Genomic DNA, 25388 nt, shown 5'->3' with positions numbered 1-25388 from the left:
CCGTATCCTCCCGGGCGGAGCGGCGGCGCGCATCCCCGGCGCCGCGCCCGTCTTCCGCCTGTGGGACGGACCCTGACCTCTTCTCCCTTCCTCCTCCCCGCGCTAGTCGGGCTCGCGGCGCTGGTGCTGGCGGCAGTGCTGCTGGGCCGGCGGCCGCGCTATGTCCGGCGGGCCCTGCTCAGCCCGGCCGAGAAGCGCTTCTACCGGGCGCTGCTGGAGGCTGCGGGACCGCGCGGCGTCGTCGTCACCAAGGTGCGGATCGCCGATCTCTTGGCGGTGCGGGCGCGCAAGCGGGTATATTGGAAGGCGTTTCACAAGATTGCGCAGAAGCACGTGGATTTCGTCGTCCTCGACCCGCAGTCGCTGGAGCCGGTCTGCGCCATCGAGCTGGACGATTCCAGCCACGAGCGGCGCGATCGAAAGGCGCGCGACCGGTTCGTCGACGGTGCGCTCGCGGGGGCGGGTCTGCCGCTCTACCGCTTCCCCGTGCGCCGGCAGTACGACCGGGCCGAGATCGCCCGCGTGATCGGCTCGCGGACGGCGCGGGCGCCGAAGGTCAGCTCTGAAGGTAGCGGATGACCGGCAGCAGCAGCCGGTGCGGGCCGTGCTTGGTGACCACGCTCGACATGCGGTTCTGCCAGCCGGGGATCACCACGCGGCGACCGGCCTTGAAGCCGGCCCAGCCGATGTCGGCCACCTGCGGCGAGGACATGCGCTTCACGCCCTTGAAGAGGCGCGAGTGCTCCATACCCGAGACCGCGCCGAACTCCGACGTCGTCGGCCCCGGACAGAGGGCGGTCACGGTGACGCCGGTGCCCCGGACCTCTTCCGACAACCCCTCCGACAGCGACAGCACGAACGCCTTGCTGGCGTAGTAGACCGAGACGAACGGCCCCGGCACGAACGCGGCCGTGGAAGCGACGTTAAGGATGCCGCCGTGGCCGCGTTCGATCAGCAGCGGCAGCACGCGGTGCGTCAGCTCGACGAGGGCGCGGATGTTGAGGTCGACCATGCCGAGCTCGGGCTCCAGCGGCTGCTTGGCGAAGGCGCCGGCGTGCCCGAAACCGGCGTTGTTGACGAGGATGTCGATGGGGCGGCCGTAGCGCGCGACTTCGGCCATCAACGCCTCGGGCGCACCGCGCTCGGTGAGGTCGAGCGGGACGACGTGCGCCTCGACGGGCAGATCGGCGGCGAGTGCGCGCAGCCGGTCTTCACGCCGCGCGACGAGGATCAGATCGACCCCATCGGCGGCGATGCGTTGCGCGAGGGCTTCTCCGATGCCGGATGATGCGCCGGTCACAAGTGCGAGCTGGGCCATATTCCGACTAACTTGCGCTCGCCGCGCCGCGCGACAAGGGCCACGGCTATTCTATACTGGGAATTGTAATGTTTCAGTAAGGTGCACAAAAATATCGAATTCGGTTCATCTTTGAGCGTTTGGTATCCAGGATCTTTCGTATCGCGCGCGATCGGCGGGTTGGGCGGCCGGGCGGCGCATCATCGGGTCGTGGCGCGGCCACCGGCTCAGGCGGGCGGGTCCTCGCCGGGTGCGACACTTGGCGTGGCGCTGCCGCCGGGGCGCGGGATCGCGGGCAAGGCGAGCCGGTCGCGCAGGGAGAACCACGTCATGGCCAGCACGGCGAGGGGGCCGAGGAAGCGCGTCCCGCCGGGGTAGGGCGGCACCGGCAGGTGGGCGAAGACGTCGAGCCGGCCGGTATCGCCGGCGATCGCCTCGGCGATGACCTTGCCGGCGAAGGTGGCGAGGCCGACGCCCTGGCCCGAATAGCCGACCGCCGCGTAGATGCCGGGCTCCAGCCGCCGGATGAACGGGCAGCGTGTGCGGGTAATGCCGAGCGTGCCGGACCAGGCCGCGGCGATCGGCACGTCTTTCAGCTGCGGGTACACCTCGGCGAGGTAGGGGCGGACGATGGCGGCGACGTCGGCCGCGACCGGGCCGTAGCTCTCACCGCCTCCGAAGATCATGCGGTTTTCGGCATCGACGCGGAAGTAGCGGATCACGGCGCGCGTGTCGGACACTGCCTCGCCGCCGGGGATGGGCGAGACGTCGAGCGGCTCGGTCGCGGCGATGTGGTTCACCAGCGGCAGGACCCGCGTCTCGATCCGCGGCTCCAGGCCGGAGAGGTAGCCGTTGCCGGCGAGGACCACCGCGTCGGCCCGGATGGCCTGGGCGCGGGCGCCGCGGCGCCGCACCGTGACCTCGACGCCGCCGCTCCGGGTCTCGAAGCCTTCGGCGGTGGTCTGTTGGAAGAGGTGGGCGCCGGCCTTCTCGGCCGCCTCGGCCAGCGCGGTGACCAGCGCCAGCGGGTTGAGGTGGCCGCCGGTGGAATCATGCACCCCGCCGACATAGCGGCGCGAGCCGATGGCGGCGGCCAGCTGGTCGCGGTCCATGAACTCCGGGGTGACGCCGTAGCGCTCGAACAGATGGTCGGCGTAGGCGCGGCTGTCGTCGAACGCGGCCTGGGTGTGGGCGGCGTCGATTAGGCCGGGGCGGAAGTCGCAGTCGGCGCCGAGTTCCGCCCGCAGGCTGTGCACCAGCGCGACGGCCTCCTCGCCCAGCTCCCACAACTCGTCCGCGATGCCCTCGCCGAGGCGTTTGGTGAGCCAGACCTGATCGCGCCGCTGGCCCGGATGCAGCTGGCCGCCGTTGCGGCCCGACGCGCCGTCGCCGATCGCGCCCGCCTCCACCAGCGCGACGAAGCGGCCGGCGCGGGCGAGGTGGAGCGCGGTCGACAGCCCGGTGAGGCCGCCGCCGATGACGACGACGTCGGCCCGCTCGGGCAGAGCCTCGGGTGCGGTCTGGGGTGCGGGGACGCTGGCGTCCTCGGCGTAGACGGTGTCGGACATGGCCGCCGCCTCAGACGTTGAGGAGCAGGTACTCGCGCTCCCAAGGACTGATGACGCGCATGTACGTCTCGTACTCGGCCTGTTTGATGGCGCGGAAGGTCGACACGAAGCTCTTGCCGAAGATGTCGCTCAGCGGCTCGCACTCCTCGAACAGGGTGACGGCGTTGAGGAGATCGCGCGGCAGGCCGAAGGGGAGGGAGGAGGCCGACCCGTCGATCGGGTCGTCCGGGTGCTGGCCCTCCTCCAGGCCCAGGAGGCCGCAGGCGAGCGAGGCGGCGACGGCGAGGTAGGGGTTGGCGTCCGACGAGGGGATGCGGTTCTCGAGCCGGCGCGCCGCGGGCGGGCCGTGCGGGACGCGCAGCCCGACGGTGCGGTTGTCGTAGCCCCAGGAGACGTTGGTGGGGCTGGCCGAAAAGCGCTCCAGCCGGCGGTAGGAGTTCACGTAGGGCGCCAGGATGCACATCACCGCCGGCAGGTACTTCTGGTGCCCGGCGATGAAGTAGAAGAACTCCTTCGTCGGGTTGCCCTCGTCGTCGGAGAAGATCGTCTTGCCGCTCTCGTGATCGACGAGCGAGGCATGGATGTGCATCGCCGAGCCGGGCTCGCCGGACATCGGCTTGGCCATGAACGTGGCGTACATCTTGTGGCGCAAGGCCGCCTCGCGCAGCGTGCGCTTGAACAGGAAGACCTGGTCGGCGAGGTCCACCGCGTCGCCGTGGAGGAGGTTGATCTCCATCTGCGCGGCGCCCTCTTCGTGGATGAGGGTGTCGATCTCGAGGCCCTGCGCCTCGGCGTAGTCGTAGATATCGTCGAACAGATCGTCGAATTCGTTGACGGCGGCGATCGAGAAGGACTGTCGGCCGATCTCGGGCCGGCCCGAGCGCCCGATCGGCGGCTCCAGCGGGTAGTCCGGGTCGGTGTTCGGCTTGACGAGGTAGAACTCGATCTCGGGTGCGACGACCGGGCGCAGGCCCTTGCGCTCATAGAGCTCGACCACGCGCTTCAGCACGTTCCGCGGCGCATGGTCGACCGGGCGGCCGTCCTTGTGGCGCGCGTCGTGGATCAGCTGGGCCGCGGGGTCCGAGGCCCACGGGACGATCGCCAACGTGGAATAATCCGGGTCGAAGATGAGATCGCCGTCGGTCGGATCATAGACGAACTCGCCGTCCTCGGGCGGATAGTCGCCCGCGATGGTCTGCGCGAAGATCGACGTCGGCATCGTGATCGACGGGGAGCGGGCGAATTTCTCCGTCGGCATCAGCTTGCCGCGGGCGACGCCGGCCTGGTCGGGAACGATGCACTCCACGTCCTGGATACCGCGGGCCTTCAGCCATTCCACCGCGGCCTTGTGGTCCGCGACGCCGCGGGCGCGGGTTTCGGAGGGTTCGAGGCCGGAGACGGAGGGTGGGGACTTCTGATCCACGATTTGCCACTTGGAGTTTCGCCCCTCGACCGGGGCATCCTCCCCATCAGACCTCCCTGACCGCCCATGTCAACGGGGGCGCGCCGGCGGACGCCAGCCACGGGGGGCCGTGGGGTGCGACCGCCTGGCGCAACAAAAACCAAAAAATCGTCTTGCGTGAATCGGAACGAAGTTGCGGCCCAGCTATTTACTCACCGCGATGCAGCTGACCGTGCCGCTCATGTCAAAGCGAAGCGGATGCGGCCAGTGGGCATAGATGCGGAGAGTATAATCGCTCCGCTATTACTGGACAGACCACGAAGGGCATAGTCATGTCTTCTAAGAAGAACCTTTGGCTCGCGACCGCGTCTGCACTGGTGCTGTTCTCGGCAGCCCCGGTCATGGCGCAGACCAATGATGCGAACGTGACCGTCGTCAAGAGCGACGGCCCGGCCGAGCAGGCTGGTGAGGCCGTGGACAACGCTGCGTCGGCGACCGCCGAGGCTGCCGGCAACGCCGCCGAGAAGACCGCCGAGGCCGCGGACAACGCCGCCGACGCGACCGCCCAGGCCGCGGACAACGCCACCGATGCGACCGCCGAGGCCGCTGACGATGCTGCCGATGCGGCCACTGCCGCGGCGAGCGAGGCTGCCGACGAGGCCGAGCAGGCCGCTGACGCCGCCGACGACGCCATGGACGAGGCGACCGAAACCGAGACCGCAGAGGTCGAGGAGGGGACACCCGTCGAAGGCCAGATCTTCGAACAGTCCGCGGACACCTACCTCGCCTCGACGCTGCTCGATGCGACCGTCTACAACGCGGCTGACGAAGAAGTCGGCGACGTGAACGACATGATCATCACGTCCGACGGCAAGATCGAGGGCGTCGTGATCGGCGTCGGTGGGTTCCTCGGCGTCGGCGAGAAGAACGTCGCCATCGAGCTCTCCCGTCTGGAGATGACCCAGGACGAGGACCGCGACACCTACTTCATGGCCGATCTGACGGCCGAGGAGCTGGAAGCCGCGCCCGAGTTCATGACTGCCGAGGATGTGCAGATGCAGGCCGAGTCCGCTGCGGCGGGTGCCGGCACCGCCACCGGCACCGGGATGGGCACCGCCCCGACCAACTAATCGGTCGACGCGGTACCAATGGGGGAAGGGGTCGCCATCCGGCGGCCCCTTTTCTCGTGGGCGCATCGCGTCCGTGCGGTGACGACGACGCGCCGTGGCGGTCAAGCCGCCGGACGCGCCGCCTTCTGCGACACGATCTGTCGGTGCGGATAGGGGATCGACAGGCCCGACTCCTCGATCAGCTCCTTAGCGCGCTTGGTCAACTCGCGCTTCAGCGGCCAGTAGTCGTCCGCCGCCACCCACACGCGCAGGGTGAGGTCGACCGAGGATTCGCCCATCGCGTCGACGAATGCGGCGGGTGCCGGCTCGGCCATCACCTCGGGGTGCGTTGCGGCCAGCGTCTTCAGCGTCGCCAGCGCGGTGTCGATGGAATCGTCGTAGTCGATCGAGGCGGCGATATCGAGCATGCGCGTCGCATAGACGGAATAGTTGGTCACCGTCGCGCCCCAGACTTCGGAGTTGGGCATCAGTTTCTGGATGTTGTCGTAGGTGGCAAGCTCGGTCAGGAACAACGAGATCGACTTCACCGTCCCCGCCTGGCCGGACACCTCGATGTAGTCGCCGATCTTGAACGGCCGCATGACGATGATCATCACCCCGGCGGCCAGCGACGTGAGCGAGCCTTGCAGCGCCAGCCCCACCGCCAGCGACGCCGCGCCCAGCACAGCGACGAGGCTCGCCGTCTGCACCCCCGCGAGGTTCAGCGCCACGATCAGGAGCACCGCCAGCAGGCCATAGTAGACCAGCGAGGCGAGGAAGCTCTCGACGATCGGGTCGAGATGGTCGGAGCGCTCCATGTAGTGCTCGGCCCAGGCCTTGACGCGCCCGGCCAGCCACCAGCCGACCACGAGGACGACCAGCGCCGTCAGCAAGTTGACGCCTTGGACGGCGAGCCATGTGAGGATGGGGTCGAGGAAGCGTTCGGTCTGGTCCATGCGGGTGCCCTCCGTTGTGCGCCTCCCGCATTAGAGGACGGATGCGCCCGGTTTTTCAAAGCCCGCCGGCCCGTTCGTCGCGCGGTCGCTCCCGGCGGCACACATCTTCGTGCATCGATGTGTAGCGGCGGCGTCCCTCGAGCGGCACTGGCGAGGCGCGCCGCGCCGCCCGCCGGGGGCACGCGGCGGGCCGGGCTCAGCTCTCGTCGTCGCGCGCAGGCGGGGGAATTTTCCCAGTGTTCGCCGGTGTTTCGGGCGTCGCCGGAGCGTCGTCCCGGCGGGTTTTCGCCTGCGATTTCCGGCGTTTCAGGTTGGACCGCAAGGCGGCGGCGAGGCGGGCGTCGCGGTCATTGGAGTCATTCACGATTTCAATGCCTTGGTTCGTCTGCCTTTGTTTCGTCGCGTCGGCGACCTTATCTCTCATGGCGCGACAGCGCACCCCGATAAGAAAGGGACCCAAGGATGAAGAGACTGCTTGCCCTCGCCGCCGTGCTCGCGATGACGACGGCCGCCGCGGCGCAGACGACCGAGATAGTCATCTACACCGGAGGCGCGCCGACGGGCGAAGGCTCCACCTACCACAACGGGATGGGCCAGGCGGTCGAGGAGCAGCTCAAGGAGCTCGCGCGCCCGTTCGGCTACGAGGTCCGCCGCGTGCCGTCCGGCGGCGCGGTCGCCAACGCCAACGCCTGCGCCGCGGAAACGCAAAACATCTGCTTCGGCATCGGCCAGGGCGGGCTCACCTACGACGCGGTCTCCGGCGGCGACACGCAGATCGTCCGCAGCGACCTCCCCGGCGAGTGCGCGATGGCCTTCACCAAGGAGGGGCGCCTGCCGAACTGGAAGTCGGTCATGACGAACGCGCAGCGCGTCACCTTCGTCGTGCCCGAGGGGTCGGGCTCCGAGGCGTTCATCCGCAGGCTCTTCGAGACGGAGCCGTCGCTGGAGGGGGTGACGCCGAACTTCGAATATGCCTCGGGTCAGGAGGCGATCTTCAAGGCGGTGCAGTCCAAGCGCGGCGCGGTCGGCGTCTTCTACGCCTATCCGAACCCGACGGACGGCATGGTCAACGCGGCCTACGACGCGGGCATGAGCGTGATGGGCATCCTGTCCCCGGCGGTCGCCAAGGGGTCGTCGGACTATTACCTCAACCGCAAGGCACCTTACGACCTCTCCTGGTTCGGCCTCGGCGAGACCAAGACCGTCCCGGCGATGTGCTCCAAGGCACTCCTCTTCGCCGGCAATCCGGACAAGCTGGAAGACACCTGGGCGCAGGGCGACTATCGGGAGTTCATCCAGAAGCTGAAGGACATGCCCGCCGAGGCGTTCATCCCGCAAGGCGGCCCGCTCGCCAAGCTGATGCTCGAGGTGGAGCAGCTCTCCGAGGAATACGGGGTCAACGAGATGGTCACGGACCTCGACAAGCAGGTCTCCGAGCGCTTCTGAGCGAGCGATCGGCCGCGTGACGACGAAATCGGGCCGGGGCGCATGTCGCCCCGGCCTTTTTCATGCCGGGTCGGGTTCGAGGCGAGCGGCGCGCGCCGCCGCCTGAGCGCCGGTCAGCGTGTTGCGGGTAAAGGCGCCGAGACGTCCGAGCTGCGCGCGCGCCTCGTCCGAGGCGTCGGGCCACAGGGCCGCCATGTGGAAGAGGCCGGGCGTCAGTTGCAGGGCGACGCGCGCGCCGTCGATCGCCGCTTTCTGGGCGAAGGCGAGGCTGTCGCCCAGCAGGATCTCCGCCCCGCCGACCTCCACGTGCGTGGGCGGCAGCGCGCCAAGATCGGCAAAGACCGGCGACACGTCCGGGTCGTGCCGGTCCTCGGGGCCGAGCGCGATGTCGGCCAGGGCACGGTCCACCGCGTCGTCGCACATCGCGTCGCCGGCGATGGCGGTGCGGGTGGGGCCGGCGCCGGTGCGGTCGGTGTTGGGCGAGAGCAGCGCCAGGCCCTCGGCCAGCCCCGGCTGCCGCCGTGCGAGCGTGATGGCGAGATGACCGCCGGCGCTGACCCCGCCGAGCACGATCGGTCCGCACGCGCGGCGCGCCGCCACGGCGGCCTCGGCCGCATCGTCCAGCATCGCCGGCCAGCGCGCTTCGGGCGCAAGGCGGTAGCGCGGCATGACTACGCGAATGCCGGTCGCGGCGAGCGCCACGGCCATCATCGCATGGGTCTCGGGCGAGCCGAAGACGAGGCCGCCGCCGTGGAACCAGACGAGCGTCGGCCCGTCGCCGACCGCGAGCGCCTCGATCCCTCCGAGGCGAATGGACTCCGGGCGCGGCTGCGGCCCGGCGAGCCGCGCGAACGCCGCGCGTCGCTCCTCCGGCGTGCCGGTGACGGGAATGGCGCCGATCCTGGCGCGCACCGCATCGAGGGTGCTGGGCCGTTCCTGCATGATGTTCCCCTTTTCGCAAGGGCCAACGAGCGGGGTCTCGCCGGTGTTCCGTTCGCCGCATCGGGCGGGGCGATGCCGGGCCCCGGAAATGTCAGACGATTTCGATCAAATTGTGCGTCCGGCGCCGGCGGGTGCTCTTGCAAATCGCCGCGGCGGGGACGAAGAAGACGCATGACCGTTCGTGCGACCACGACCTCCAATCCCGCCATCGGAGTGACGTGGAAAGTCCTCTCCGTCGTGATTTTCTCGGTCATGCTGACCATGGTCAAGCTGGTGGGCGAGCGTGTACCCGTCGGCCAGATGCTGTTCGCGCGCAACTTCTTCGGCCTCATCCCGGTGCTCATCGTCATCGTCTGGACCGGCCATCTGCACGATGCGTTGGAGACAAAGTCGGTCGTCGGCCACGTCAAGCGCGCGGCCGCGGGAATGTTCGCGATGGGGCTGTGGTTCGCCGCGCTGGAGCACCTGTCGCTGCCGGAGGCGACCGCGATCGTCTACGTCGCGCCGCTGATGATGGTGATGCTCGCCGCCTTCCTGCTGGGCGAGACGGTGCGCATCTACCGCTGGTCCGCCGTCGGCATCGGCTTCCTGGGCGTGGTCGTCATCCTCGTCCCGCAGATCCGCGCCGGGTTCGACATCGCCAACGACACGGCGGCCCTGGGCGCGGCGCTGGCGCTGGCCGCGGCGGTCTTCATGGCGCTCGCCTCGGTCTTCGTGCGTCAGCTCGCCCGCACGGAGGCGACGAGCACGATCGTCCTCTATTTCCTCCTCGCCGGCACGGTGATGACGCTCCTGACCATGCCGACCTGGATCATGCCGACCTGGTACGACCTCCTCGGCCTCGTCGTCATCGGCGTGTCGGGCGGGGTGGGGCAGCTGCTGCTCACCCAGGCCTACCAGCACGCCGAGGCGTCGCTGATCGCCCCGTTCGAGTATACGTCGATGATCTGGGTGGTGCTGTTCGGCTACTTCATCTTCGACGAGGTGCCGAGCGTCTACGTGCTCATCGGCGGGACGATCGTCGTGGCCTCGGGCATTTTCGTCATCCTGCGCGAGCGGCGGCTCGGCCTGCAACGCGACGAGCGCAAAGTCGGCGCGCCCCTGCGGCCATGACGGGGGTGGGCGACACCGCGGCCGAGGTCAAGGCGCGCCTGCGCACCGAGGCGATGCGGCGGCGGCGCGAGGCGGCCCGCACGGTCGCCGGGTCGGCCGCGGCCATCGCGGCCCGCGCGGCCGAGTTGCCGGCCGGCCCCGTCGTCTCCGGCTATCTGCCGATCCGCGACGAGATCGATCCGCGGCCTCTGATGGAGGCGTTGGCGCCGCGCGCGCGGATCGCGCTGCCCAAGGTGCGCGCGGACCGTATGTGGTTCCTCGTGATGGGTGCGGGCGACAGCCTGGAGCGCGGCGGCTTCGGCCTCACCGAGCCCAGCGGCGGCGAGGAGGTGGTGCCGGACGTCCTGCTGGTGCCGCTGCTGGCTTTCACGCGGGCGGGCGGGCGGCTCGGCTACGGCAAGGGCCACTACGACCGCTATCTCGCGGCGCATCCCGGCCGGCGCACCGTCGGCATCGCGTTTGCTGCGCAGGAGATGCCCGAGCTGCCGCTTGAGGCGCACGACGCGCGGCTCGACGCCATCCTCACCGAGCGGGAGTTCATCCGGATCGCCTGAGGTGCACCGAATTTGGAGTTGACCTTGCCGGGACCGCGCCGCAGGACGCCTGACATGACACACATCTGCGATTATCCGACGCGGCGAGGCCTTCGATGAGGATCGTCGTGCTGGGGGACGTCGTCGGCCGGGCCGGCCGGCAGGCGGTGACGACCCATCTGCCGCGCCTGGTGGAGCGCTGGTCGCTCGACTTCGTAGTGGTGAACGGCGAGAATGCCGCAGGCGGCTTCGGCATCTCCGAGGAGATCGCCCAGGACCTCTTGGACGCGGGCGCCGACGCGATCACCACCGGCAATCACGTGTGGGACCAGCGCGAGGCGCTGGTCTTCATCGAGCGGCAGCCGCGCATGCTGCGGCCGATCAACTTTCCCCCCGGAACGCCCGGCCACGGCGCGGCGATGTTCACCGCCCGCAACGGCGCGCGCGTCCTCGTCGCCAACGTCATGGGCCGCATCTTCATGGATCCGCTCGACGACCCGATCCGTCCGCTGGAGGCCGCGCTCGAGGTGCATGCGCTGGGCTCGGAGGTGGACGCCGCGATCGTCGACGTGCACGCCGAGGCGACGAGCGAGAAGCAGGTGTTCGGCCACATGCTGGACGGGCGCGTGTCGCTGGTGGTCGGCACCCACACCCACTGCCCGACGGCCGATCACCGCGTCTTGCCCGGCGGCACCGCCTTCATCACCGACCTTGGCATGTGCGGTGCTTATGACGGCGTCATCGGCATGGACAAGGAGGAGCCCGTCCGGCGCATGATCGAGCGGGTGCCGGGCCAGCGCATCACTCCGGCGACCGGCCCCGCGACGATCTGCGGCGTCGCGGTGGAAACCGACGACAAGACGGGCCTGGCCCGCTGGATCGTTCCGATCCGCATCGGCGGCGAGCTAGACGAGGCCGGCCCCACCGCGTGGGGCTGAGACTGCCACAAAACGACTAAGATTTTGCGCAATAGTGCGGCAACGACGCGCGCATAAAGTGGCATTCCACTCGCAGGGGTCGGTCGGGCCGCCATCTATACGTGTGCTTGCATATATTAATTAGCGTTTACCTAAACCGACCCAATCAATAAGCATTTTATCTATCGGCAATACCGCTGATGGAGAATGCTATGTACTTCGCTATCGAGTCGCGTCAATTCGCAGAGTTCGGTCATCTTCTGGATCAAATGTTCAATCTTCGGCATCGTGTGTTCTGCGAGCAGCTGAAGTGGGTGGAAGCAGAGGGGGGGCTCGAGCGGGATCAGTATGACGATCTTAACCCTATTTATCTGTTTCATACCGACCCGGATGCGCAATATGTCTACGCAGCCGCACGATTGATGCCCACATCCGGCCCCACGTTGCTCACAGACGTGTTCTCGGCCACCGTTCCCGATGCGGTTGCATTTCAATCGCCCTTCGTGTGGGAAATCACGCGGCTGTGCGTCGATGACGAGTTGATGAAGAAGCACTATCCCAACCGCCGCGTGCTGGAGGTGCTGCGGATGATGCTGCTCGCCGGCATGGAGTTCGGCGCGCGCAACGGTGTCGAGACCTTCCTCTCCAACTTCGACGACGTTCGCCTGCGGATCTGGCGGCGCGCCGGCGCACGGATCGACATCGTGGGTCGCACCGAAGCCTTCAGCACACCGGTGATGCTCGGGTTGACCGAGTCCGGCCGCGATGCGCTGCAGGCGGTGCGCGACCAGCTCGGCCACCACGAGCGCGTGCTGCAGCGGGCCCCCAAGCTCGCCGCCCGCACGATGCGGGAGGCGGCGTGACGCGAGCCGGCCGCGCGCTGACGTGAAGCGGCCGCGGCGGCGCGGCGGACGGCGCGCGGCGGTCCGGGGTCGGCCACGGCCGGCCCACCCGCGGTCGGCGCCGCCGGCCGCACGCGAGCAGGGGCGGGACGGGGACGGGCGCCGGAGCGGCGCCCCCGAGTCCGTCCCCCCGAGCTCGTCCCTCTCGAGCTCGTCCGTCTCGAGCCCGTCCGCCCCGGAGCTGGTCGGGGCGGGGGCGGTCAGGGGTTTTCGTTGAGGAGGCCCATCCGCTCGGCCTTGACGACCGCCTGGGCCATGGTCGACGCGTCGAGCTTCAGTCGCGCCGACTTCAGGTAGGTGCGCACCGTGTGCTCGGAGAGGCCGGTGATCAGCGCGATGTCGGGCACTTCCTTGCCCAGGCTGATCCAGTGCAGCATCTCCTTCTCGCGCGGGCTGAGCCGCGTCGGCGCCGCCTCGCCGAAGATCTCCCGCGTCGCGCGCACGTGGAGGACGTGGCCCACCTCGAGCAGCGCCGGCAGCTCCTCGTCGGTGAAGTCCTCCCACTCGTCGTCGTCCTCGTCGGTGTTGAGCGAGAGGATGCCGCGCTGGTTGCTCTTGTTGGTGAGCGGGATCAACAGGCCGGTGCGGCCCAGCCCGTGCTTGCGCGCGTCGGCGAAGAAGGCCTGCACCTCGGGGGTGCCGTCATCGAGGTCGTGCCAGTTGAACGGGATGGAGCGGTGGAAGCCCTCGCGCCCGACCGGATCGATCCGCCAATATTGCTTGAAGAGGTAGCGCACCAGCCAGCTTGGCGGATAGGTCGTGCGCACGTAGGGGTCGCGATGCGGCTCGGTGCCGTAGCGCGCGGCGACGTAGGTCACGTGGCGCACGAGCGGGTAGAAGTCCCGGATCGCCCGGACAGCGCGGTTCATGCTTCGTGCAGCGGTGACGACGTCCACGATGCTTCCCTGGGATGAGGGCGGCGACAGGTCGGCGCGGCCGGACGCGGTCCCGTGATCGTTCATCTGATGGCCTCGGCGACCCATGGATCGGCCCCCACCGCTCGCTTCAGCGGTTGTTCATCTCAAACATCGGCTGTGCTGCGCAAGTGGCCAATCGACCTCCGGCGCCGCACCGCCCCCCTCCCCAATTTGGGGATATACCCAATGTTCGCCACAAAATTTAGAAAACTGATAGGTGAAACGACGTCCCAAAGGTGGGCTCCATGCCTTCAGCGTTGCTCGACGACAAGTGCCTCGCGATGGCACGCAATTTTTTCAGTAGCAATCGTGGCTGTGACGATGTGGCCATTTCCGATGCGCGGTACATGATGGAGGCGATCCATGGTGTCAGCGCCGGAATGGTCGCGGTTGCCATAGCATGCGACCGACTGCTCGACGACCGCCTCGACGAGACGCGGTTCTGGATGCGTGTCTATCGCTCCATCGTCGGCGCCGAAATCGCCGACACCGAGTCCATCGCGGTTCATTGACGTTTGGCCCGGCCTTACGTTCGGTCCGCAATGCGGCTAAATACCCCCGTGAGTTGAGGGGACGACGATGGCCGGCCATTCCAAGTTCAAGAACATCATGCATCGCAAGGGCGCGCAGGACGCCAAGCGGTCGAAACTGTTTTCCAAGCTCTCGCGCGAGATCACGGTCGCGGCGAAGATGGGCACGCCGGATCCGGAGATGAATCCGCGTCTGCGCCTCGCGGTCCAGGCCGCGAAGGCGCAGTCCGTGCCGAAGGACGTCATCGAGCGCGCGATCAAGAAGGCCGCCGGCGACGAGGACGCCAACTACGACGAGGTCCGATACGAGGGCTACGGCCCCGGCGGCGTCGCCGTCCTCGTCGAGGCGCTGACCGACAATCGCAACCGCACCGCGGGGGTGATCCGTTCGGCCTTCTCCAAGCACGGCGGGGCGCTGGGCGAGACCGGCTCGGTCGCGTTCATGTTCGACCGCGTGGGCGAGATCGTCTACGGCCCCGAGGCCGGCGACGCCGACGCCATGATGGAGGCCGCCATCGAGGCCGGCGCCGAGGACGTGGTGTCCGACGAGGAGGGCCACGTCGTCACCTGCGCGTTCGAGGATCTGGCCGAGGTCTCCGGCGCGCTGACCGAGCGGCTGGGCGACCCGCAGTCGGTGTCGATCATCTGGCGCCCGCAGAACACCACCCCGGTCGACGAAGACAAGGGTGCGACCCTGATGAAGCTGATCGACGTCCTGGAGGACGACGACGACGTGCAGAAGGTGTTCGCCAACTACGAGATGTCCGACGAGGTGATGGAGAAGCTGGCCGCGGCCTGAGGCGGCCCGGGAGCGGGCGGCCGTGCGCGGCGGACGCGCGATCGAGCGGCTCTTCGCCATGGACGATGCCGCCTGGGCCCGCCACGCCAGTCCCTGGAGCGTATGGACCCGCGTCCCGATCCTCCCGGCGATGGCCCTGGCGGTCTACAGCCGCGTGTGGATCGGCGCCTGGGCGCTGCTGCCGGTCGGCCTGCTGGTCGTGTGGACCTTCCTCAACCCGCGCGCTTTTCCGCCGCCGGCGAGGCTGGACTCCTGGGCCTCGCGCGGCGTGATGGGCGAGCGGGTCTGGCTGGCGCGGGCCGCCGTGCCGATCCCGCCGCACCACCGCCGCGTGCCGCTGCTTCTCTCGGCCGGATCGCTGCTGGGGGTGGCGATCCTCGCCTACGGCCTCGTCGTGCTCGACGTCTGGGCGGCGCTCGCCGGCACGATCCTCGCCGCCGGCGCCAAGCTGTGGTTCGTCGACCGCATGGCCTGGCTCTACGACGAGACCCGCGCGACGCCCCCGACGAACGGATCAGCGGGGGACCGATCGGGCGGATGCGGCCGGGATGGGTGACGGACGGTTCACTTTGAGCTGATATCGTTCCCGCTCCGACGAGCGGCGCGCCGATCTGCGCCCCGCCGGCACGGCGCGCGCCGCGGGCGCTGCCGCTCACGGGCACGCGAGGGGACGGCATGATCACCATTCTCGGCATCGATCCGGGCTTGCAGGCGACCGGGTGGGGCGCCATCCGAGTGAAGGGCTCGCAGCTGATGTTCGTCGCCTCCGGCACCATCACCTCCGACCCCAAGGCCGCATTGTGCGACCGCCTGGCGACGCTCTATGCCGGCCTGCAAACGGTGGTGGCCGAGATCGGCCCCGAAGAGGCCGCGGTGGAATCCACCTTCGTCTCGCGCGATGGAGCGGCGACGCTGAAGCTCGGCCAGGCGCGCGGCATTGCGCTGCTGGCGCCGGCGGTGCGGGGCATCTCGGTGGCCGAATATGCCCCCAATCTCGTCAAGAAGACCGTCGTCGGCGCCGGCCACGCGGACAAGCGGCAGATCCGGCACATGATCGGCATCCTTCTCCCCAAGGCGACCCCGCGCACCGAGCACGCCGCCGATGCCCTCGCCGTCGCCATCTGCCACGCCAGCCATCGCTCGGCACGGACGCGGGTCGCCGCATGATCGGCCGGCTCGTCGGCACCGTCGCCGAGATCGATCGCGACGCGCTGATCGTCGACGTTCACGGCGTCGGCTACGAGGTGTTCGTGCCCGCGCGCGACCTCGCCGCGGTGACACCCGGCACCGCGGTCACGCTGGTCGTCGAAACGGTGGTGCGTGAGGATCTCATCCGCCTCTACGGCTTTCGCGACCATGCCTCGCGTGATTGGTTCCGCCTGTTGCAGAGCGTGCAGGGCGTGGGGGCGAAGGTGGCGTTGGCGGTTCTCTCGGTCCTGCCGGCCGAGCAGCTGGCGGTGGCGATCGCCACCAACGACCGCACCGCGATCGCGCGGGCGCCGGGCGTCGGCAAGCGCGTGGCCGAGCGGATCGCGACCGAGCTGAAAGCCAAGGCCCCGGCACCGGCCTTCACCGTCGGCGGTGTCTCCGGCATGGCCGACGCCGCGCCTGCCGAGGACGACGCCATCGCCGACGCCGTCTCGGCCCTCACCAACCTCGGCTACGACGCGATGTCCGCGCGCGGGGCGGTGCTGACCGCCCGCAAGGCGCGGCCCGAGGCGGGTGCGGCCGAGCTGATCCGCGCCGGGTTGAAGGCGCTGTCCGCATGAGGGCGGCGTCATGAGCGAGAGCCCGCTCTCCCCCGAAGCGCAGGACGGCGACCACGACCGCGCGCTGCGGCCCCAGCGGCTCGGCGATTTCGTCGGCCAGCCGGCGGCACGCGCCAACCTCGAGGTGTTCGTCAAGGCCGCCGCCTCGCGCGCGGAGGCGCTGGACCACGTGCTGCTGGTGGGCCCGCCCGGCCTCGGCAAGACGACGCTGGCGCAGATCGTCGCCAAGGAGCTGGGCGTCGGCTTCCGCTCCACCTCCGGGCCGGTGATCGCCAAGGCGGGCGACCTCGCGGCGCTGCTGACCAACCTCGAAGAGCGGGACGTCCTCTTCATCGACGAGATCCACCGGCTGTCGCCCCATGTCGAGGAGATCCTCTATCCGGCGATGGAGGACTTTCAACTCGACCTCATCATCGGCGAGGGGCCCGCGGCACGCTCGGTCAAGATCGACCTCGCCAAGTTCACGCTGGTCGGCGCCACGACGCGGCTCGGCCTGCTGACGACGCCGCTGCGCGACCGCTTCGGCATCCCGCTGCGGCTGGAATTCTATTCGGTGGAGGATCTGACCACGATCATCCGCCGCGGCGCGCACCTCATGGGCATCGCCACCACCGACGCCGGCGCGACCGAGATCGCCCGCCGTTCGCGCGGGACGCCGCGGATCGCCGGGCGGCTGCTGCGCCGGGTGCGCGACTTCGCGATCGTCGGCGGGGCGGAGGCGATCGACCGGGACATCGCCGACTCGGCCCTCCTGCGGCTCGACGTCGACGCGGCCGGCCTCGATGCGCTGGACCGGCGCTACCTCATGCTGATGGCGCAGAACTACAACGGCGGACCGGTGGGGATCGAGACGATGGCGGCCGCGCTCTCCGAGCCGCGAGACGCGATCGAGGACATCGTCGAGCCCTACCTCCTGCAACAGGGCTACCTGCAGCGCACGCCGCGCGGCCGGCTGCTGACGGCGAAGGCCTTCGCCCACCTCGGCATGGAGCCGCCGCGCGGGCCGGATCAGGGAGGCCTCTTCGGCTGAGCCGTCTTATTCGACGATGACGATGGCGAGCCCGTCGTGGGTGGCGATCGGCGCGTGGGTGATCCCGTCCGAGACGAAGAGCGCGCGCACGGTGCCGGCGATCAGGCGCCGCCCCGGACCGAAGCGGAAGCCGCGGCCGACCATCGTCACCGCGCGACCATCGGGCGTGCTGAAGATGAAGGTGGTGTCGGTCCCAAGGGTGATCTCGGCGGTCTGGAAGGCGCGGATGTCGATCGCGGGAGGCGGGGCGACTTGGGGAAGTGCTGCGGTGGCAGTCATCGGACCAGACCCAGGGAAAAGGTCCCGGCACGAAGGCCGGGATCAGTGTCGAGGAGATCGCACCGGCTCGCAAGCGCCTCGCCGGCCTCCTTCAGATGGTCCCGCGCGGCCGCGTCCGATTTGACGTGCATCACACTTTCGGCGGTGGCCGGTGCGGCAGGATGCGTCCGGTGCGCGGTGCAGCGGCCGGCGGCGCGCGGCCCAAAAAAAGGCCCCCGACGCGAGGTCGGGGGCCAGTTGCGAGGAGGATCGCACCGAACGAACGGGAGCTGCCCGCCCGGTGACCTGAAGATGGGTCATCTTGCGGCATGCCCATTTGATGAACATCACACTTCGATCGTCTGACGCTTCAGGAACTAATATTCTACAATAAGGTAGTTGTTGCTGGGGCGACGCGGGTCGGCTAAAGTTTCTCAAGGCGCCCACGGTGCCCACGAATAACGACGCACAAGCGCGAATTTGTTTTTGGGGGGAATGATGATCCGCACGTTGCTCGCTGGCGCCGCGCTGGCGACCATCTCCGTGGCCGGCGTTTCTGCGCAGGAGGTCACGCTTCGTATACAGACGCATCTGTCGCCGGAGTCCGTTTCCGGCCAGCAGGCCGCGTCGTTCTTCGACGACATCCAGGTGATGTCGGGCGGCCGCATCGCGGTCGAGCCGTTCTTCTCGTCGGCGGTGGTGAAGTCGGTCGAGACGTTCGACGCCGCGGTCAACGGCATCCTCGACGGTGACATGACCGGCGGCGCCTACCAGACCGGCAAGGACGCCGCGTTCCAGTTCGTCGGCGACCCGATGGGCGGCTACGACACGCCCTGGCAGATGTACGCCTTCCTCTATGAAGGCGGCGGCCTGGAGGCGGCCCAGAAGCTCTACAACGAGTTCGGCATGGAGCTGATCGGCTGGTGGATCCCCGGCCAGGAGGCGCTGGCCTCGTCCGAGCCGCTGGACGGACCCGAGGCGCTGAAGGACTGGAAGTTCCGCTCGCCGCCGGGGATGGAGACGAAGATCTTCGCCAATCTCGGCTCTTCACCCATCGTGATGGACTTCACCGAAGTCTTCACCGCGCTGGAATCGGGCATCATCGAGGGGGCGGACGCGTCCAACCTCTCCACCAACCAGTCGCTCGGCCTCTACGATATCGCCAGCCACGCGACCTATCCCGGCTTCCACTCGATGCCGGCCGACCACCTCGCCATCAACAAGAGCGTGTGGGACGCGATGCCGGAGGATCTGCAGCGCATCATCCAGGTGGCGATGCAGAAGCTCGCCTTCCGCACCACGCTCGCCTACGCGGTCGACATCCAGCGCGCCGCCAACGAGTTGTCGGCCAACGGCATCACCCTGCACGACTGGTCGCCCGAGGATCGCCGCATCTTCCGCGAGGCGGCGGTCTCGGCCTGGGACGACTTCGCGACGACCGAGAACGCCAAGGCTCTCGTCGCCCAGCACAAGCAGTTCCTGAACACGATCGGGCTGCTGGGGAACTGACCGGCGCCTCGTCGCGGGACGGCGGGAGAGTGAGCGGGCGGGTCGCGGTGCGGCCCGTCGCACCATCGCCGCCTCGTCGACGCATCGTGCGGTTCCGTGCGCCGTCGCCGCATCGTGCGGCTCGATACCAATTCGCCGCGCGGCTCGCGCGGCGCTGCCGCCTCTGGTGACGCGAAGATCGCCGAGGCTTTGACCCCGAGGGAGGAAGAATGAAGAACGCCATTGCCATCGGCGCCTTGTCGGCGTGCCTGGCGCTGCCGGTCAGCGCGAGCGCTCAGGAATATACCCTGCGCATTCAGAGCCTGTTCGCCGAGGCCTCGCTGCCCGGCCAGAATCTTCTGCAATTCTATAACGACATCGAGACGATGTCGGGTGGGCGCATCAAGGTCGAGCCGTTCTTCTCCTCGGCGGTCGTGAAGTCGCCGGAGACGTTCGACGCGGTCGTCAACGGCATCCTCGACGGCGACACCACGCAGCCCTCCTACCAGGTGGGCAAGGACACCGCCTTCCAGTTCGTCGGCGACCCGATGGGCGGCTACGACACGCCCTGGGAAATGTACGCCTGGCTCTACGAGGCCGGCGGCCTGGAGATGGCCCGCGAGCTCTACGCCCAGTACGACATGTTCCTCGTCGGCTGGTGGGTCCACGGCCCCGAGTCGCTCTCCTCCTCCAAGCCCATCGCCTCGGTCGACGACCTGAAGGGCTGGAAGTTCCGCTCGCCGCCGGGCATGGAGACCGACATCTTCGCCAATCTCGGCGCTTCGCCGGTGGTGATGGACTTCACCGAAATCTTCACCGCGATGGAATCGGGCGTGATCGACGGGGCGGACGCCTCGAACCTCTCGGTCAACAAGTCGCTCGGCATCTACGACGTCGTCGACCATGCGACCTATCCCGGCTTCCACTCGATGCCGGCGGACCACTTCGCGATGCGCCTGGAGCAGTGGGAGTCCTTCCCCGACGACATCAAGCGCATCATCGAGGTGGCGTGGGAGAAGACCGCGTTCCGCGACTCGCTGTCGGGCATGGTCGCGATCGCCGAGACGGCCAATGAGCTGGAGGCCGCCGGCGAGACGCTGCACGAGTGGACGGTCGCCGACCGCAAGGCCTTCCGCGAAGGCGCGGTCAAGGCCTGGGACGCCTATGCCGACTCCGAGCGTGCCAAGGCGATCGTCGCCTCGCAGAAAGAGTTCATGACCAAGATCGGTCTGATCGGCGACGGCAACTGATCGGCGACGGCGGGCCGCTGCGCCCGCCGTCATCGGTCCATCGTGGCGGGCGCCCGCGCCCGCCACCCAGTGTCCGCGAAGGCGAGGCTCGGAGCGCCATGTACGAAGTCAAACCCAAAAGCCCGATCGACTATATCAGCCTGGCGATCTCGCGCGTCGGCTTGGCGCTGGTCGCGGTGATCGTCGCGATCATGTTCTACGAAGTGGTGATGCGCTACTTCTTCGAGCGGCCGACGCTGTGGGTGAACGAGATGAGCCTGTGGATCGGCGGGTTCATCTACCTGCTGTCCGGCCTCTACGTGCTGCAGCAGCGCGGCCACATCCGCATTACGCTGCTGTACGACAGCGTGCCGCGCAACGTGCAGCGCCTGTTCGATGTGATCTCCACCATCTGCATCGTCATCTTCGGCGCCATGGTGATCCACGGCGGCATGAACGAGGCGGTCCAGAAGTACGGCCGCTGGGAGACCTTCGGTACCGCCTGGGATCCGCCCATCCCGGCGACCATGAAGCCGGCGATCATCATCGTCGCCGCGCTCATCATGTGCCAGGCCGTGGCCAACCTGATCGCCGACTGGAACGAGACCCCGGTGCCCGAGGGGGTCGTCGAGGACGACGTGATCCAGGAACTGCGCGGCTCGTACACCGAGACCGTCGCCGACCGGCACGACTGAGCCGCCGCCCCGACCGACGCTGACGCGCCTCGCGCCAACAAACGCAAGACCCAATGCCATTCATTCCCTGGATCATCGCCCTCCTCGTCGCCGTCGCCGCCTTCTTCCTCCTCGCGGCGCGGGGGCGGGACCGTCTGGCGGCGGTGGTCTTCACCGCGGCCGTCGTGCTCCTCGTCTTCGTCCTGCCGCTCGACTTCGAGACCGCGCCCTCCACGCAGGGGCTGCGCGACGCGATCTGGGCCGCCTACGCCACGCTGCCGAAGATCTCCGGCATGCACATCGCGACGATCTCGATCATCCTGCTGATCGGCATGGTCCTGCTCTTGGCGATCGGCATGCCGCTGGGCTTCGCGTCCGGCTTCCTGGGCGTCGTCGTCCTCTATTTGCGCTTCGGTCCGGACGTGCTCTTCCGCCAGTTCGGGACGGGGCCGTTCTCGGTCTTCTCGCAGCGCATCTACGGGCTGATGACCGATTACGTCATCATCTCGGTGCCGCTCTTCATCTTCATGGCCTCGCTGCTGGAGCGCTCGGGGCTGGCGCGCGACATGTACGCCTCGCTGAACGTGTGGCTGTCGCGCACGCGCGGCGGCATCGCGCTGGTGACGGCGATCATGGCGATCATCATGGCCGCGATGTCGGGCATCATCGGCGGCGAGGTGGTGCTGCTGGGGCTGATCGCGCTGCCGCAGATGCTGCGTCTGGGCTACAACCAGAACCTCGCCATCGGCACCATCTGCGCCTCCGGGTCGCTGGGGACGATGATCCCGCCGTCGATCGTGCTGATCATCTACGGCCTGGTGACCGAGACCTCGATTCAGAAGCTCTTCACCGCGGCGTTCATCCCCGGCTTCATCCTCGCCTCGTTCTACCTGATCTACATCGTCATCCGCACGCAGCTGAACCCGTCGCTGGCGCCGCTGCCCGAGCCGAGCGACGACGACCTCGTCGGCTGGCAGAAGCCGGTCCGCTTCCTCGCGTTCATGATGGCGCTGTTCGCCGGCATCGCCGTCGCGGCGGGTCTGCTGCTCGTGGCGCAGGGCACGGTGGGCGGTCGCACCAGCGGCTTCTTCACGGACGATCCGGTGCTCGACGGGGTCGGCCTGTTCGTCGCCGCGGCGCTGATGGTCGCCGTGTGCTTCGTGGTGTTCGGCCGCGCCGTCGTCTCCGAGGGGTGGGCGATGGGCAAGGGCCTCGTCGCGCCGATGGTCGTGGTGTTCGTGGTGCTGGGCTCGATCTACGGCGGCGTCACCGGGATCACCGAGGCGGCCGGCATGGGCGTCGTCGCGGTGATCCTCTTCATCATGCTGCGCGGCGAGTTGACGTGGGAGCTGTTCTACCAGTCGCTCCAGCGCACGTTCAAATCCACCGGCACCATCTTGATGGTGACGTTCGGCGCGACGGTGCTGGCCGGCTCCTACTCGATCGCCGGCGGCCCGGCCTACGTCGCCAACCTCATCACCGGGGCGGATCTGGCGCCGATGGCGGTGATCGGCATCATGATGCTGATCTTCCTCTTCCTGGGCGCGCTGATGGACTGGGTCGGCATTGTGCTGCTGGTGATGCCGGTCTTCCTGCCGATCATCCTCAAGCTCGACCTCGGCATGTCGGCGGCGGACGTCCGGATCTGGTTCGGCATCCTGTTCTGCGTGAACATGCAGGTCTCCTTCCTGTCGCCGCCGTTCGGCCCGGCGGCCTTCTACCTCAAGTCCGTGGCGCCGCCGCACATCTCCCTGCCGGACATCTTCAAGGGGTTCCTGCCGTTCATCGGCCTCCAGCTCCTGGTGTTGCTGCTGATCCTGTTCGTGCCGCAGATCACGCTGCTGCTGGTCTGAGCCACCGCCGAACCGCCGAACCGCCGAATTCCCGAGACCCGACACGCCCCGTTTGCCCCGTAAACGGGGCGTGTCGCCGATGCGGCACGGCATAGAGCGCAGCTTATCGATGGGACGGGAATCGCAGAGACCCGTTATCGCCGCCGCCACATGAGAGCGGCCATCACGACATCGTTCCCTTAAAAGGAGCGATATGTGAAGGCATTGGCGCGGCTTCGCCCGTGTTTGGAGGTTGCGATTCTACGCCGCCAACTTTATAGACATTGACCATAATTAGCGCATGTCGACGGTACCTGTCGCAGGTTCGGCGGAAGATGGCAGTGTCTGCGTGATGGTGGGTGCGTTTTGATGAATTTGGGCAATTCCGTGGCCGCTGAAATCTTGTCGTGTGGCAGCCCATCGCAAATGAGGTCTTGTTATGACCGATGCGAGGCCCTGGCCCTTTGCTTTAACCGGGCTGTATATTTTCATATTGGCGCATAGCCTTGTTCTCCCGGCGGAATCGGGGGCGCCTTTTGATCTGTCCGCGCGCTGAGTTTCCATTGACGAGTGCGACGAGACCGGCGTCCGGGTGTGTGGCGAAGACTGGGTCGACCATCGGCGCAAGTGTGCCCTTATCGACGACGTTCGATGCGGGGCCGCGTGTCCGCGCGGGTGGCTTTGAGGGGCACAGGCGATGAAAGAGAACATAGACCCGCGAACCAAGCTGCTGATCCGGCGGGACGTTCAGCAGGCGATGGAGTTCCTCAAGAAGGGTGACCTCGAGAGCGCCCGCGCGACGTTCGTCGCGATGGTCGAGGGGCACCCGGAGGTCACCCTCGGCTACATCGGCCTCGGCCAGGTGCACATGCAGGAGGGCGACCCCGAGACCGCGCTGAAGTATTTCCAGGACGCGCTGGAGATCGACCCGCACTCGGCCATGGCGCTGACGATGAGCGCCCGCGCCCGGGAGCGAATGGGCGACATCGACGGGGCGCTGGAGGACTACGAGGAGTCCGGCCAGGCCGACCCCTCGCGCGGCACCTCGCAGGTGCGCATGAGCCAGATCTTCGCACGGGAGGGGGACTACGAAGAGGCCTCCAACCGCCTGCGCGAGGCCTTGAAGCGCAATCCGCAGCAGGTCGCGGTACGGTTCATGCTGGCGAGCAACCTGGAGAAGGCCGGCGACACCGACGCCGCCAAGGCCGAGCTGCAGCGGATCCTGGAGTCGCATCCGGAATTCGGCGCCGCCGCCTTCGCGCTGGCCCGGCTCTATGTGCGCGACGAGGACTACGCGGCCGCCGAGCCGCTGCTGATGGACGCGGTCGAGCAGAATCCGACGAAGCCGGCGCCCTATGCCGCGCTCGGCGCGATGCTGCGCGCGATGGGCGAGCACGAGGATGCGCTGGAAGCCTACGAGGCCGCGCTAGAGCTGAAGCCCAACTTCCAGCCCTTCGCGCTCGGTGCGGCGGACTGCCATATCGACCTCGGGCAGCACCAGGAGGCGATCCGAGTGCTGCGCGGCGCACTGCGCGCCAGCCGCCAGCCCGCGCTCATCCACAAGAAATTGGGCGACGCCTACCTGGCGATGGGCCAGGCCGTGCAGGCGCTCGACGAGTTCCGCGCCGCGGTGCTCGGCGTGCCGGAATTTGCCCAGAAGCACCCCGATCTGACGGCGATGCTCGACGAGGCGGGGCGCGAGGACGAGACCGCGCACAAGGTTCAGGCCTACCTGGGCGACCTCATCGAGGCGCAACGGGAGGCGCCGGCGGAGCGCCGCTTCGGCGACGTCCTGCGCAACAGACAAACCAGACCGATCCAGCCGACGGGTGCCTAAGACACATGCCGCGTAATCTTGTTTTCATGGTCCTCGACAGCTGCCGATACGACAGCTTCGTCCGCGCGAAGACCCCGAATTTCGACCGCCTCGGGCAGGCGGAAAAGCGCTTTTCTTACGCCTCTTGGACGGCGCCCTCGCACTACACCTTCACGATGGGTCTCGTGCCGCATCGGAGCCCGCAGGGCGTCTATGCGTCGGAGGTCTACAAAGAAGACTTCGGTGCTTGGGTCGAGCGGTTGGATATTCCCGACCTCGGCTTCAAGAATTTCATTCCCGAGCTGTCGCTGCCGAAGCTGTTGAAGGACCATGGCTATCGCACCGTCGGGCGCGTCTCCATGCCGGTGCTGAACGGGTTCACGCTCATCAACAAGTTCTTCGATGACTACAAGTTGATGTCGAACCACAATGATTTTGCCGGAATGGTGAAGGAAATTGAGTTCTCGTCCGAGGCGCCGACCTACTATTTCCTGAACCTGGGCGAGACGCATTATCCGTACATGCTGTCGGGTGAGAACCTGCCGCACATCTCGGGCGTGCACGGCGCCGTGAAATCGCTCGCCAAAGGGGGCGACGGTGGCGGAAAGGTGGAGGACGAATTCTTCGACGACGCGATGATGAAGTCGCTCCATGACCAGCAGGTTCGCTGTGTGGAATACGTCGACAATCTGTTTGGTCAGCTTTTGGACAAGGCGCCGGAGGACACGTTCTTCGTGGTCGTCGGCGACCACGGCGAAGCCTTCGGCGAGGACGGTTACTTCGGACACGGACCTGTAATGCATGAGATTGCCTTCACAGTGCCATTTCTCGAAGGCAAAAGGCCCTGACGGCAGCGTTGGT

Annotated in this window: 27 protein-coding genes; 19 read left to right on the top strand and 8 right to left on the bottom strand. The window is 68.0% G+C overall.

Annotated elements, in window-relative coordinates; genetic code table 11:
* The first annotated feature begins 60 nt into the window (after nucleotides 1-60).
* Nucleotides 61-579: a DUF2726 domain-containing protein gene (locus MRB58_RS08520; RefSeq protein ID WP_244781291.1), complete on the top strand. Its 519-nt coding sequence runs from the start codon at nucleotides 61-63 to the stop codon at nucleotides 577-579.
* Here MRB58_RS08520 and MRB58_RS08515 read toward each other — a convergent pair.
* The 3 genes from MRB58_RS08515 to MRB58_RS08505 form a co-directional block, all read right to left on the bottom strand.
* Nucleotides 557-1318 carry an SDR family oxidoreductase gene (locus MRB58_RS08515; protein WP_244781290.1) on the bottom strand — a complete coding sequence of 254 codons (762 nt, stop codon included), beginning with the start codon at nucleotides 1316-1318 and terminating at the stop codon, nucleotides 557-559. The genes MRB58_RS08520 and MRB58_RS08515 overlap by 23 nt on opposite strands.
* Before the next feature lie 206 nt (nucleotides 1319-1524).
* Nucleotides 1525-2865, bottom strand: a complete 1341-nt coding sequence (locus tag MRB58_RS08510) for an FAD-binding oxidoreductase (protein ID WP_244781289.1) — start codon at nucleotides 2863-2865, stop codon at nucleotides 1525-1527.
* 10 nt (nucleotides 2866-2875) lie between these two features.
* Nucleotides 2876-4288: a glutamine synthetase family protein gene (locus MRB58_RS08505; protein ID WP_244781288.1), complete on the bottom strand. Its 1413-nt coding sequence runs from the start codon at nucleotides 4286-4288 to the stop codon at nucleotides 2876-2878.
* 311 nt (nucleotides 4289-4599) lie between these two features.
* On the opposite strand from MRB58_RS08505, the gene MRB58_RS08500 reads away from it, so the two are divergent.
* Nucleotides 4600-5397 carry a PRC-barrel domain-containing protein gene (locus tag MRB58_RS08500; RefSeq protein WP_244781287.1) on the top strand — a complete coding sequence of 266 codons (798 nt, stop codon included), beginning with the start codon at nucleotides 4600-4602 and terminating at the stop codon, nucleotides 5395-5397.
* Between the two features lie 101 nt (nucleotides 5398-5498).
* On the opposite strand, the gene MRB58_RS08495 is transcribed toward MRB58_RS08500, so the two are convergent.
* Both MRB58_RS08495 and MRB58_RS08490 read right to left on the bottom strand, forming a co-directional pair.
* A complete protein-coding gene (locus MRB58_RS08495) occupies nucleotides 5499-6332 on the bottom strand; it encodes a mechanosensitive ion channel family protein (protein ID WP_244781286.1) in 834 nt (277 codons plus the stop codon).
* Nucleotides 6333-6528: 196 nt separating this feature from the next.
* Entirely contained in the window at nucleotides 6529-6756 is a 228-nt protein-coding gene (locus tag MRB58_RS08490) for a hypothetical protein (protein WP_244781285.1), read from the bottom strand.
* Nucleotides 6757-6794: 38 nt separating this feature from the next.
* Here MRB58_RS08490 and MRB58_RS08485 point away from each other — a divergent pair, with 38 nt between their 5' ends.
* Nucleotides 6795-7778 carry a hypothetical protein gene (locus MRB58_RS08485; RefSeq protein ID WP_244781284.1) on the top strand — a complete coding sequence of 328 codons (984 nt, stop codon included), beginning with the start codon at nucleotides 6795-6797 and terminating at the stop codon, nucleotides 7776-7778.
* 60 nt (nucleotides 7779-7838) lie between these two features.
* Here the strand turns inward: MRB58_RS08485 and MRB58_RS08480 are convergent, their stop codons facing one another.
* Nucleotides 7839-8720 (bottom strand): alpha/beta hydrolase fold domain-containing protein, encoded by an 882-nt coding sequence (locus tag MRB58_RS08480; protein WP_244781283.1) that lies wholly within the window; start codon nucleotides 8718-8720, stop codon nucleotides 7839-7841.
* Nucleotides 8721-8891: 171 nt separating this feature from the next.
* On the opposite strand from MRB58_RS08480, the gene MRB58_RS08475 reads away from it, so the two are divergent.
* From MRB58_RS08475 to MRB58_RS08460, 4 genes are all read left to right on the top strand, one after another.
* Nucleotides 8892-9833: a DMT family transporter gene (locus MRB58_RS08475; protein WP_244781282.1), complete on the top strand. Its 942-nt coding sequence runs from the start codon at nucleotides 8892-8894 to the stop codon at nucleotides 9831-9833.
* Nucleotides 9830-10387 (top strand): 5-formyltetrahydrofolate cyclo-ligase, encoded by a 558-nt coding sequence (locus tag MRB58_RS08470; protein WP_244781281.1) that lies wholly within the window; start codon nucleotides 9830-9832, stop codon nucleotides 10385-10387. Before MRB58_RS08475 ends, MRB58_RS08470 begins: the two co-directional genes overlap by 4 nt.
* A gap of 95 nt (nucleotides 10388-10482) precedes the next feature.
* Complete coding sequence (locus MRB58_RS08465) at nucleotides 10483-11304, top strand: TIGR00282 family metallophosphoesterase (RefSeq protein ID WP_244781280.1); 822 nt, start codon at nucleotides 10483-10485, stop codon at nucleotides 11302-11304.
* A 191-nt stretch (nucleotides 11305-11495) separates the two neighbouring features.
* Complete coding sequence (locus MRB58_RS08460; RefSeq protein WP_244781279.1) at nucleotides 11496-12146, top strand: acyl-homoserine-lactone synthase; 651 nt, start codon at nucleotides 11496-11498, stop codon at nucleotides 12144-12146.
* 239 nt (nucleotides 12147-12385) lie between these two features.
* Here the strand turns inward: MRB58_RS08460 and MRB58_RS08455 are convergent, their stop codons facing one another.
* Nucleotides 12386-13147, bottom strand: coding sequence for a LuxR family transcriptional regulator (locus MRB58_RS08455; protein ID WP_244781278.1), 762 nt, complete (start codon nucleotides 13145-13147; stop codon nucleotides 12386-12388).
* A gap of 200 nt (nucleotides 13148-13347) precedes the next feature.
* On the opposite strand from MRB58_RS08455, the gene MRB58_RS08450 reads away from it, so the two are divergent.
* The 6 genes from MRB58_RS08450 to ruvB all read left to right on the top strand — a co-directional run bounded on the left by MRB58_RS08450 (nucleotide 13348) and on the right by ruvB (nucleotide 17230).
* Complete coding sequence (locus tag MRB58_RS08450; protein ID WP_244781277.1) at nucleotides 13348-13614, top strand: hypothetical protein; 267 nt, start codon at nucleotides 13348-13350, stop codon at nucleotides 13612-13614.
* Nucleotides 13615-13681: 67 nt separating this feature from the next.
* Nucleotides 13682-14431 carry a YebC/PmpR family DNA-binding transcriptional regulator gene (locus MRB58_RS08445; protein WP_244781276.1) on the top strand — a complete coding sequence of 250 codons (750 nt, stop codon included), beginning with the start codon at nucleotides 13682-13684 and terminating at the stop codon, nucleotides 14429-14431.
* A 22-nt stretch (nucleotides 14432-14453) separates the two neighbouring features.
* Complete coding sequence (locus MRB58_RS08440) at nucleotides 14454-14987, top strand: DUF6653 family protein (protein ID WP_244781275.1); 534 nt, start codon at nucleotides 14454-14456, stop codon at nucleotides 14985-14987.
* A 119-nt stretch (nucleotides 14988-15106) separates the two neighbouring features.
* Entirely contained in the window at nucleotides 15107-15598 is a 492-nt protein-coding gene (gene ruvC / locus MRB58_RS08435) for a crossover junction endodeoxyribonuclease RuvC (RefSeq protein WP_244781274.1), read from the top strand.
* A complete protein-coding gene (ruvA, locus tag MRB58_RS08430) occupies nucleotides 15595-16200 on the top strand; it encodes a Holliday junction branch migration protein RuvA (RefSeq protein ID WP_244781273.1) in 606 nt (201 codons plus the stop codon). Before ruvC ends, ruvA begins: the two co-directional genes overlap by 4 nt.
* Nucleotides 16201-16210: 10 nt before the next feature.
* On the top strand, nucleotides 16211-17230 hold the full coding sequence (ruvB, locus tag MRB58_RS08425; RefSeq protein ID WP_244781272.1) for a Holliday junction branch migration DNA helicase RuvB: 1020 nt from the start codon (nucleotides 16211-16213) through the stop codon (nucleotides 17228-17230).
* Between the two features lie 6 nt (nucleotides 17231-17236).
* On the opposite strand, the gene MRB58_RS08420 is transcribed toward ruvB, so the two are convergent.
* Nucleotides 17237-17509: a hypothetical protein gene (locus MRB58_RS08420; protein ID WP_244781271.1), complete on the bottom strand. Its 273-nt coding sequence runs from the start codon at nucleotides 17507-17509 to the stop codon at nucleotides 17237-17239.
* Nucleotides 17510-17986: 477 nt separating this feature from the next.
* On the opposite strand from MRB58_RS08420, the gene MRB58_RS08415 reads away from it, so the two are divergent.
* The 6 genes from MRB58_RS08415 (at nucleotide 17987) to MRB58_RS08390 (ending at nucleotide 25375) form a co-directional block, all read left to right on the top strand.
* Entirely contained in the window at nucleotides 17987-18997 is a 1011-nt protein-coding gene (locus MRB58_RS08415) for a TRAP transporter substrate-binding protein (protein WP_244781270.1), read from the top strand.
* 209 nt (nucleotides 18998-19206) lie between these two features.
* Nucleotides 19207-20226, top strand: a complete 1020-nt coding sequence (locus MRB58_RS08410) for a TRAP transporter substrate-binding protein (protein ID WP_244781269.1) — start codon at nucleotides 19207-19209, stop codon at nucleotides 20224-20226.
* A 98-nt stretch (nucleotides 20227-20324) separates the two neighbouring features.
* A complete protein-coding gene (locus MRB58_RS08405) occupies nucleotides 20325-20900 on the top strand; it encodes a TRAP transporter small permease subunit (RefSeq protein ID WP_244781268.1) in 576 nt (191 codons plus the stop codon).
* A 53-nt stretch (nucleotides 20901-20953) separates the two neighbouring features.
* The gene (locus MRB58_RS08400) at nucleotides 20954-22732 is read left to right on the top strand and encodes a TRAP transporter large permease subunit (RefSeq protein WP_244781267.1); all 1779 of its coding nucleotides are present in this window, start codon (nucleotides 20954-20956) and stop codon (nucleotides 22730-22732) included.
* A 676-nt stretch (nucleotides 22733-23408) separates the two neighbouring features.
* The gene (locus MRB58_RS08395) at nucleotides 23409-24548 is read left to right on the top strand and encodes a tetratricopeptide repeat protein (protein ID WP_244781266.1); all 1140 of its coding nucleotides are present in this window, start codon (nucleotides 23409-23411) and stop codon (nucleotides 24546-24548) included.
* Between the two features lie 5 nt (nucleotides 24549-24553).
* Nucleotides 24554-25375: a sulfatase-like hydrolase/transferase gene (locus MRB58_RS08390; RefSeq protein WP_371747249.1), complete on the top strand. Its 822-nt coding sequence runs from the start codon at nucleotides 24554-24556 to the stop codon at nucleotides 25373-25375.
* The last annotated feature ends 13 nt before the right edge of the window (nucleotides 25376-25388 follow it).

The sequence above is a fragment of the Acuticoccus sp. I52.16.1 genome (genome assembly GCF_022865125.1).
Lineage (GTDB): Bacteria > Pseudomonadota > Alphaproteobacteria > Rhizobiales > Amorphaceae > Acuticoccus.
This window is presented reverse-complemented; position numbering and strand designations above follow the sequence as displayed.

Excerpts from the sequence above, each read along its gene's own strand:
- MRB58_RS08515 (WP_244781290.1), bottom strand. The coding sequence starts at position 1,318 with ATGGCCCAGCTCGCACTTGTGACCGGCGCATCATCCGGCATCGGAGAA.
- MRB58_RS08510 (WP_244781289.1), bottom strand. The coding sequence starts at position 2,865 with ATGTCCGACACCGTCTACGCCGAGGACGCCAGCGTCCCCGCACCCCAG.
- MRB58_RS08500 (WP_244781287.1), top strand. The coding sequence starts at position 4,600 with ATGTCTTCTAAGAAGAACCTTTGGCTCGCGACCGCGTCTGCACTGGTG.
- MRB58_RS08495 (WP_244781286.1), bottom strand. The coding sequence starts at position 6,332 with ATGGACCAGACCGAACGCTTCCTCGACCCCATCCTCACATGGCTCGCC.
- MRB58_RS08490 (WP_244781285.1), bottom strand. The coding sequence starts at position 6,756 with ATGAGAGATAAGGTCGCCGACGCGACGAAACAAAGGCAGACGAACCAA.
- MRB58_RS08485 (WP_244781284.1), top strand. The coding sequence starts at position 6,795 with ATGAAGAGACTGCTTGCCCTCGCCGCCGTGCTCGCGATGACGACGGCC.
- MRB58_RS08480 (WP_244781283.1), bottom strand. The coding sequence starts at position 8,720 with ATGCAGGAACGGCCCAGCACCCTCGATGCGGTGCGCGCCAGGATCGGC.
- MRB58_RS08475 (WP_244781282.1), top strand. The coding sequence starts at position 8,892 with ATGACCGTTCGTGCGACCACGACCTCCAATCCCGCCATCGGAGTGACG.
- MRB58_RS08470 (WP_244781281.1), top strand. The coding sequence starts at position 9,830 with ATGACGGGGGTGGGCGACACCGCGGCCGAGGTCAAGGCGCGCCTGCGC.
- MRB58_RS08465 (WP_244781280.1), top strand. The coding sequence starts at position 10,483 with ATGAGGATCGTCGTGCTGGGGGACGTCGTCGGCCGGGCCGGCCGGCAG.
- MRB58_RS08460 (WP_244781279.1), top strand. The coding sequence starts at position 11,496 with ATGTACTTCGCTATCGAGTCGCGTCAATTCGCAGAGTTCGGTCATCTT.
- MRB58_RS08455 (WP_244781278.1), bottom strand. The coding sequence starts at position 13,147 with ATGAACGATCACGGGACCGCGTCCGGCCGCGCCGACCTGTCGCCGCCC.
- MRB58_RS08450 (WP_244781277.1), top strand. The coding sequence starts at position 13,348 with ATGCCTTCAGCGTTGCTCGACGACAAGTGCCTCGCGATGGCACGCAAT.
- MRB58_RS08445 (WP_244781276.1), top strand. The coding sequence starts at position 13,682 with ATGGCCGGCCATTCCAAGTTCAAGAACATCATGCATCGCAAGGGCGCG.
- ruvC (WP_244781274.1), top strand. The coding sequence starts at position 15,107 with ATGATCACCATTCTCGGCATCGATCCGGGCTTGCAGGCGACCGGGTGG.
- ruvA (WP_244781273.1), top strand. The coding sequence starts at position 15,595 with ATGATCGGCCGGCTCGTCGGCACCGTCGCCGAGATCGATCGCGACGCG.
- ruvB (WP_244781272.1), top strand. The coding sequence starts at position 16,211 with ATGAGCGAGAGCCCGCTCTCCCCCGAAGCGCAGGACGGCGACCACGAC.
- MRB58_RS08420 (WP_244781271.1), bottom strand. The coding sequence starts at position 17,509 with ATGACTGCCACCGCAGCACTTCCCCAAGTCGCCCCGCCTCCCGCGATC.
- MRB58_RS08415 (WP_244781270.1), top strand. The coding sequence starts at position 17,987 with ATGATCCGCACGTTGCTCGCTGGCGCCGCGCTGGCGACCATCTCCGTG.
- MRB58_RS08410 (WP_244781269.1), top strand. The coding sequence starts at position 19,207 with ATGAAGAACGCCATTGCCATCGGCGCCTTGTCGGCGTGCCTGGCGCTG.
- MRB58_RS08405 (WP_244781268.1), top strand. The coding sequence starts at position 20,325 with ATGTACGAAGTCAAACCCAAAAGCCCGATCGACTATATCAGCCTGGCG.
- MRB58_RS08400 (WP_244781267.1), top strand. The coding sequence starts at position 20,954 with ATGCCATTCATTCCCTGGATCATCGCCCTCCTCGTCGCCGTCGCCGCC.
- MRB58_RS08395 (WP_244781266.1), top strand. The coding sequence starts at position 23,409 with ATGAAAGAGAACATAGACCCGCGAACCAAGCTGCTGATCCGGCGGGAC.
- MRB58_RS08390 (WP_371747249.1), top strand. The coding sequence starts at position 24,554 with ATGCCGCGTAATCTTGTTTTCATGGTCCTCGACAGCTGCCGATACGAC.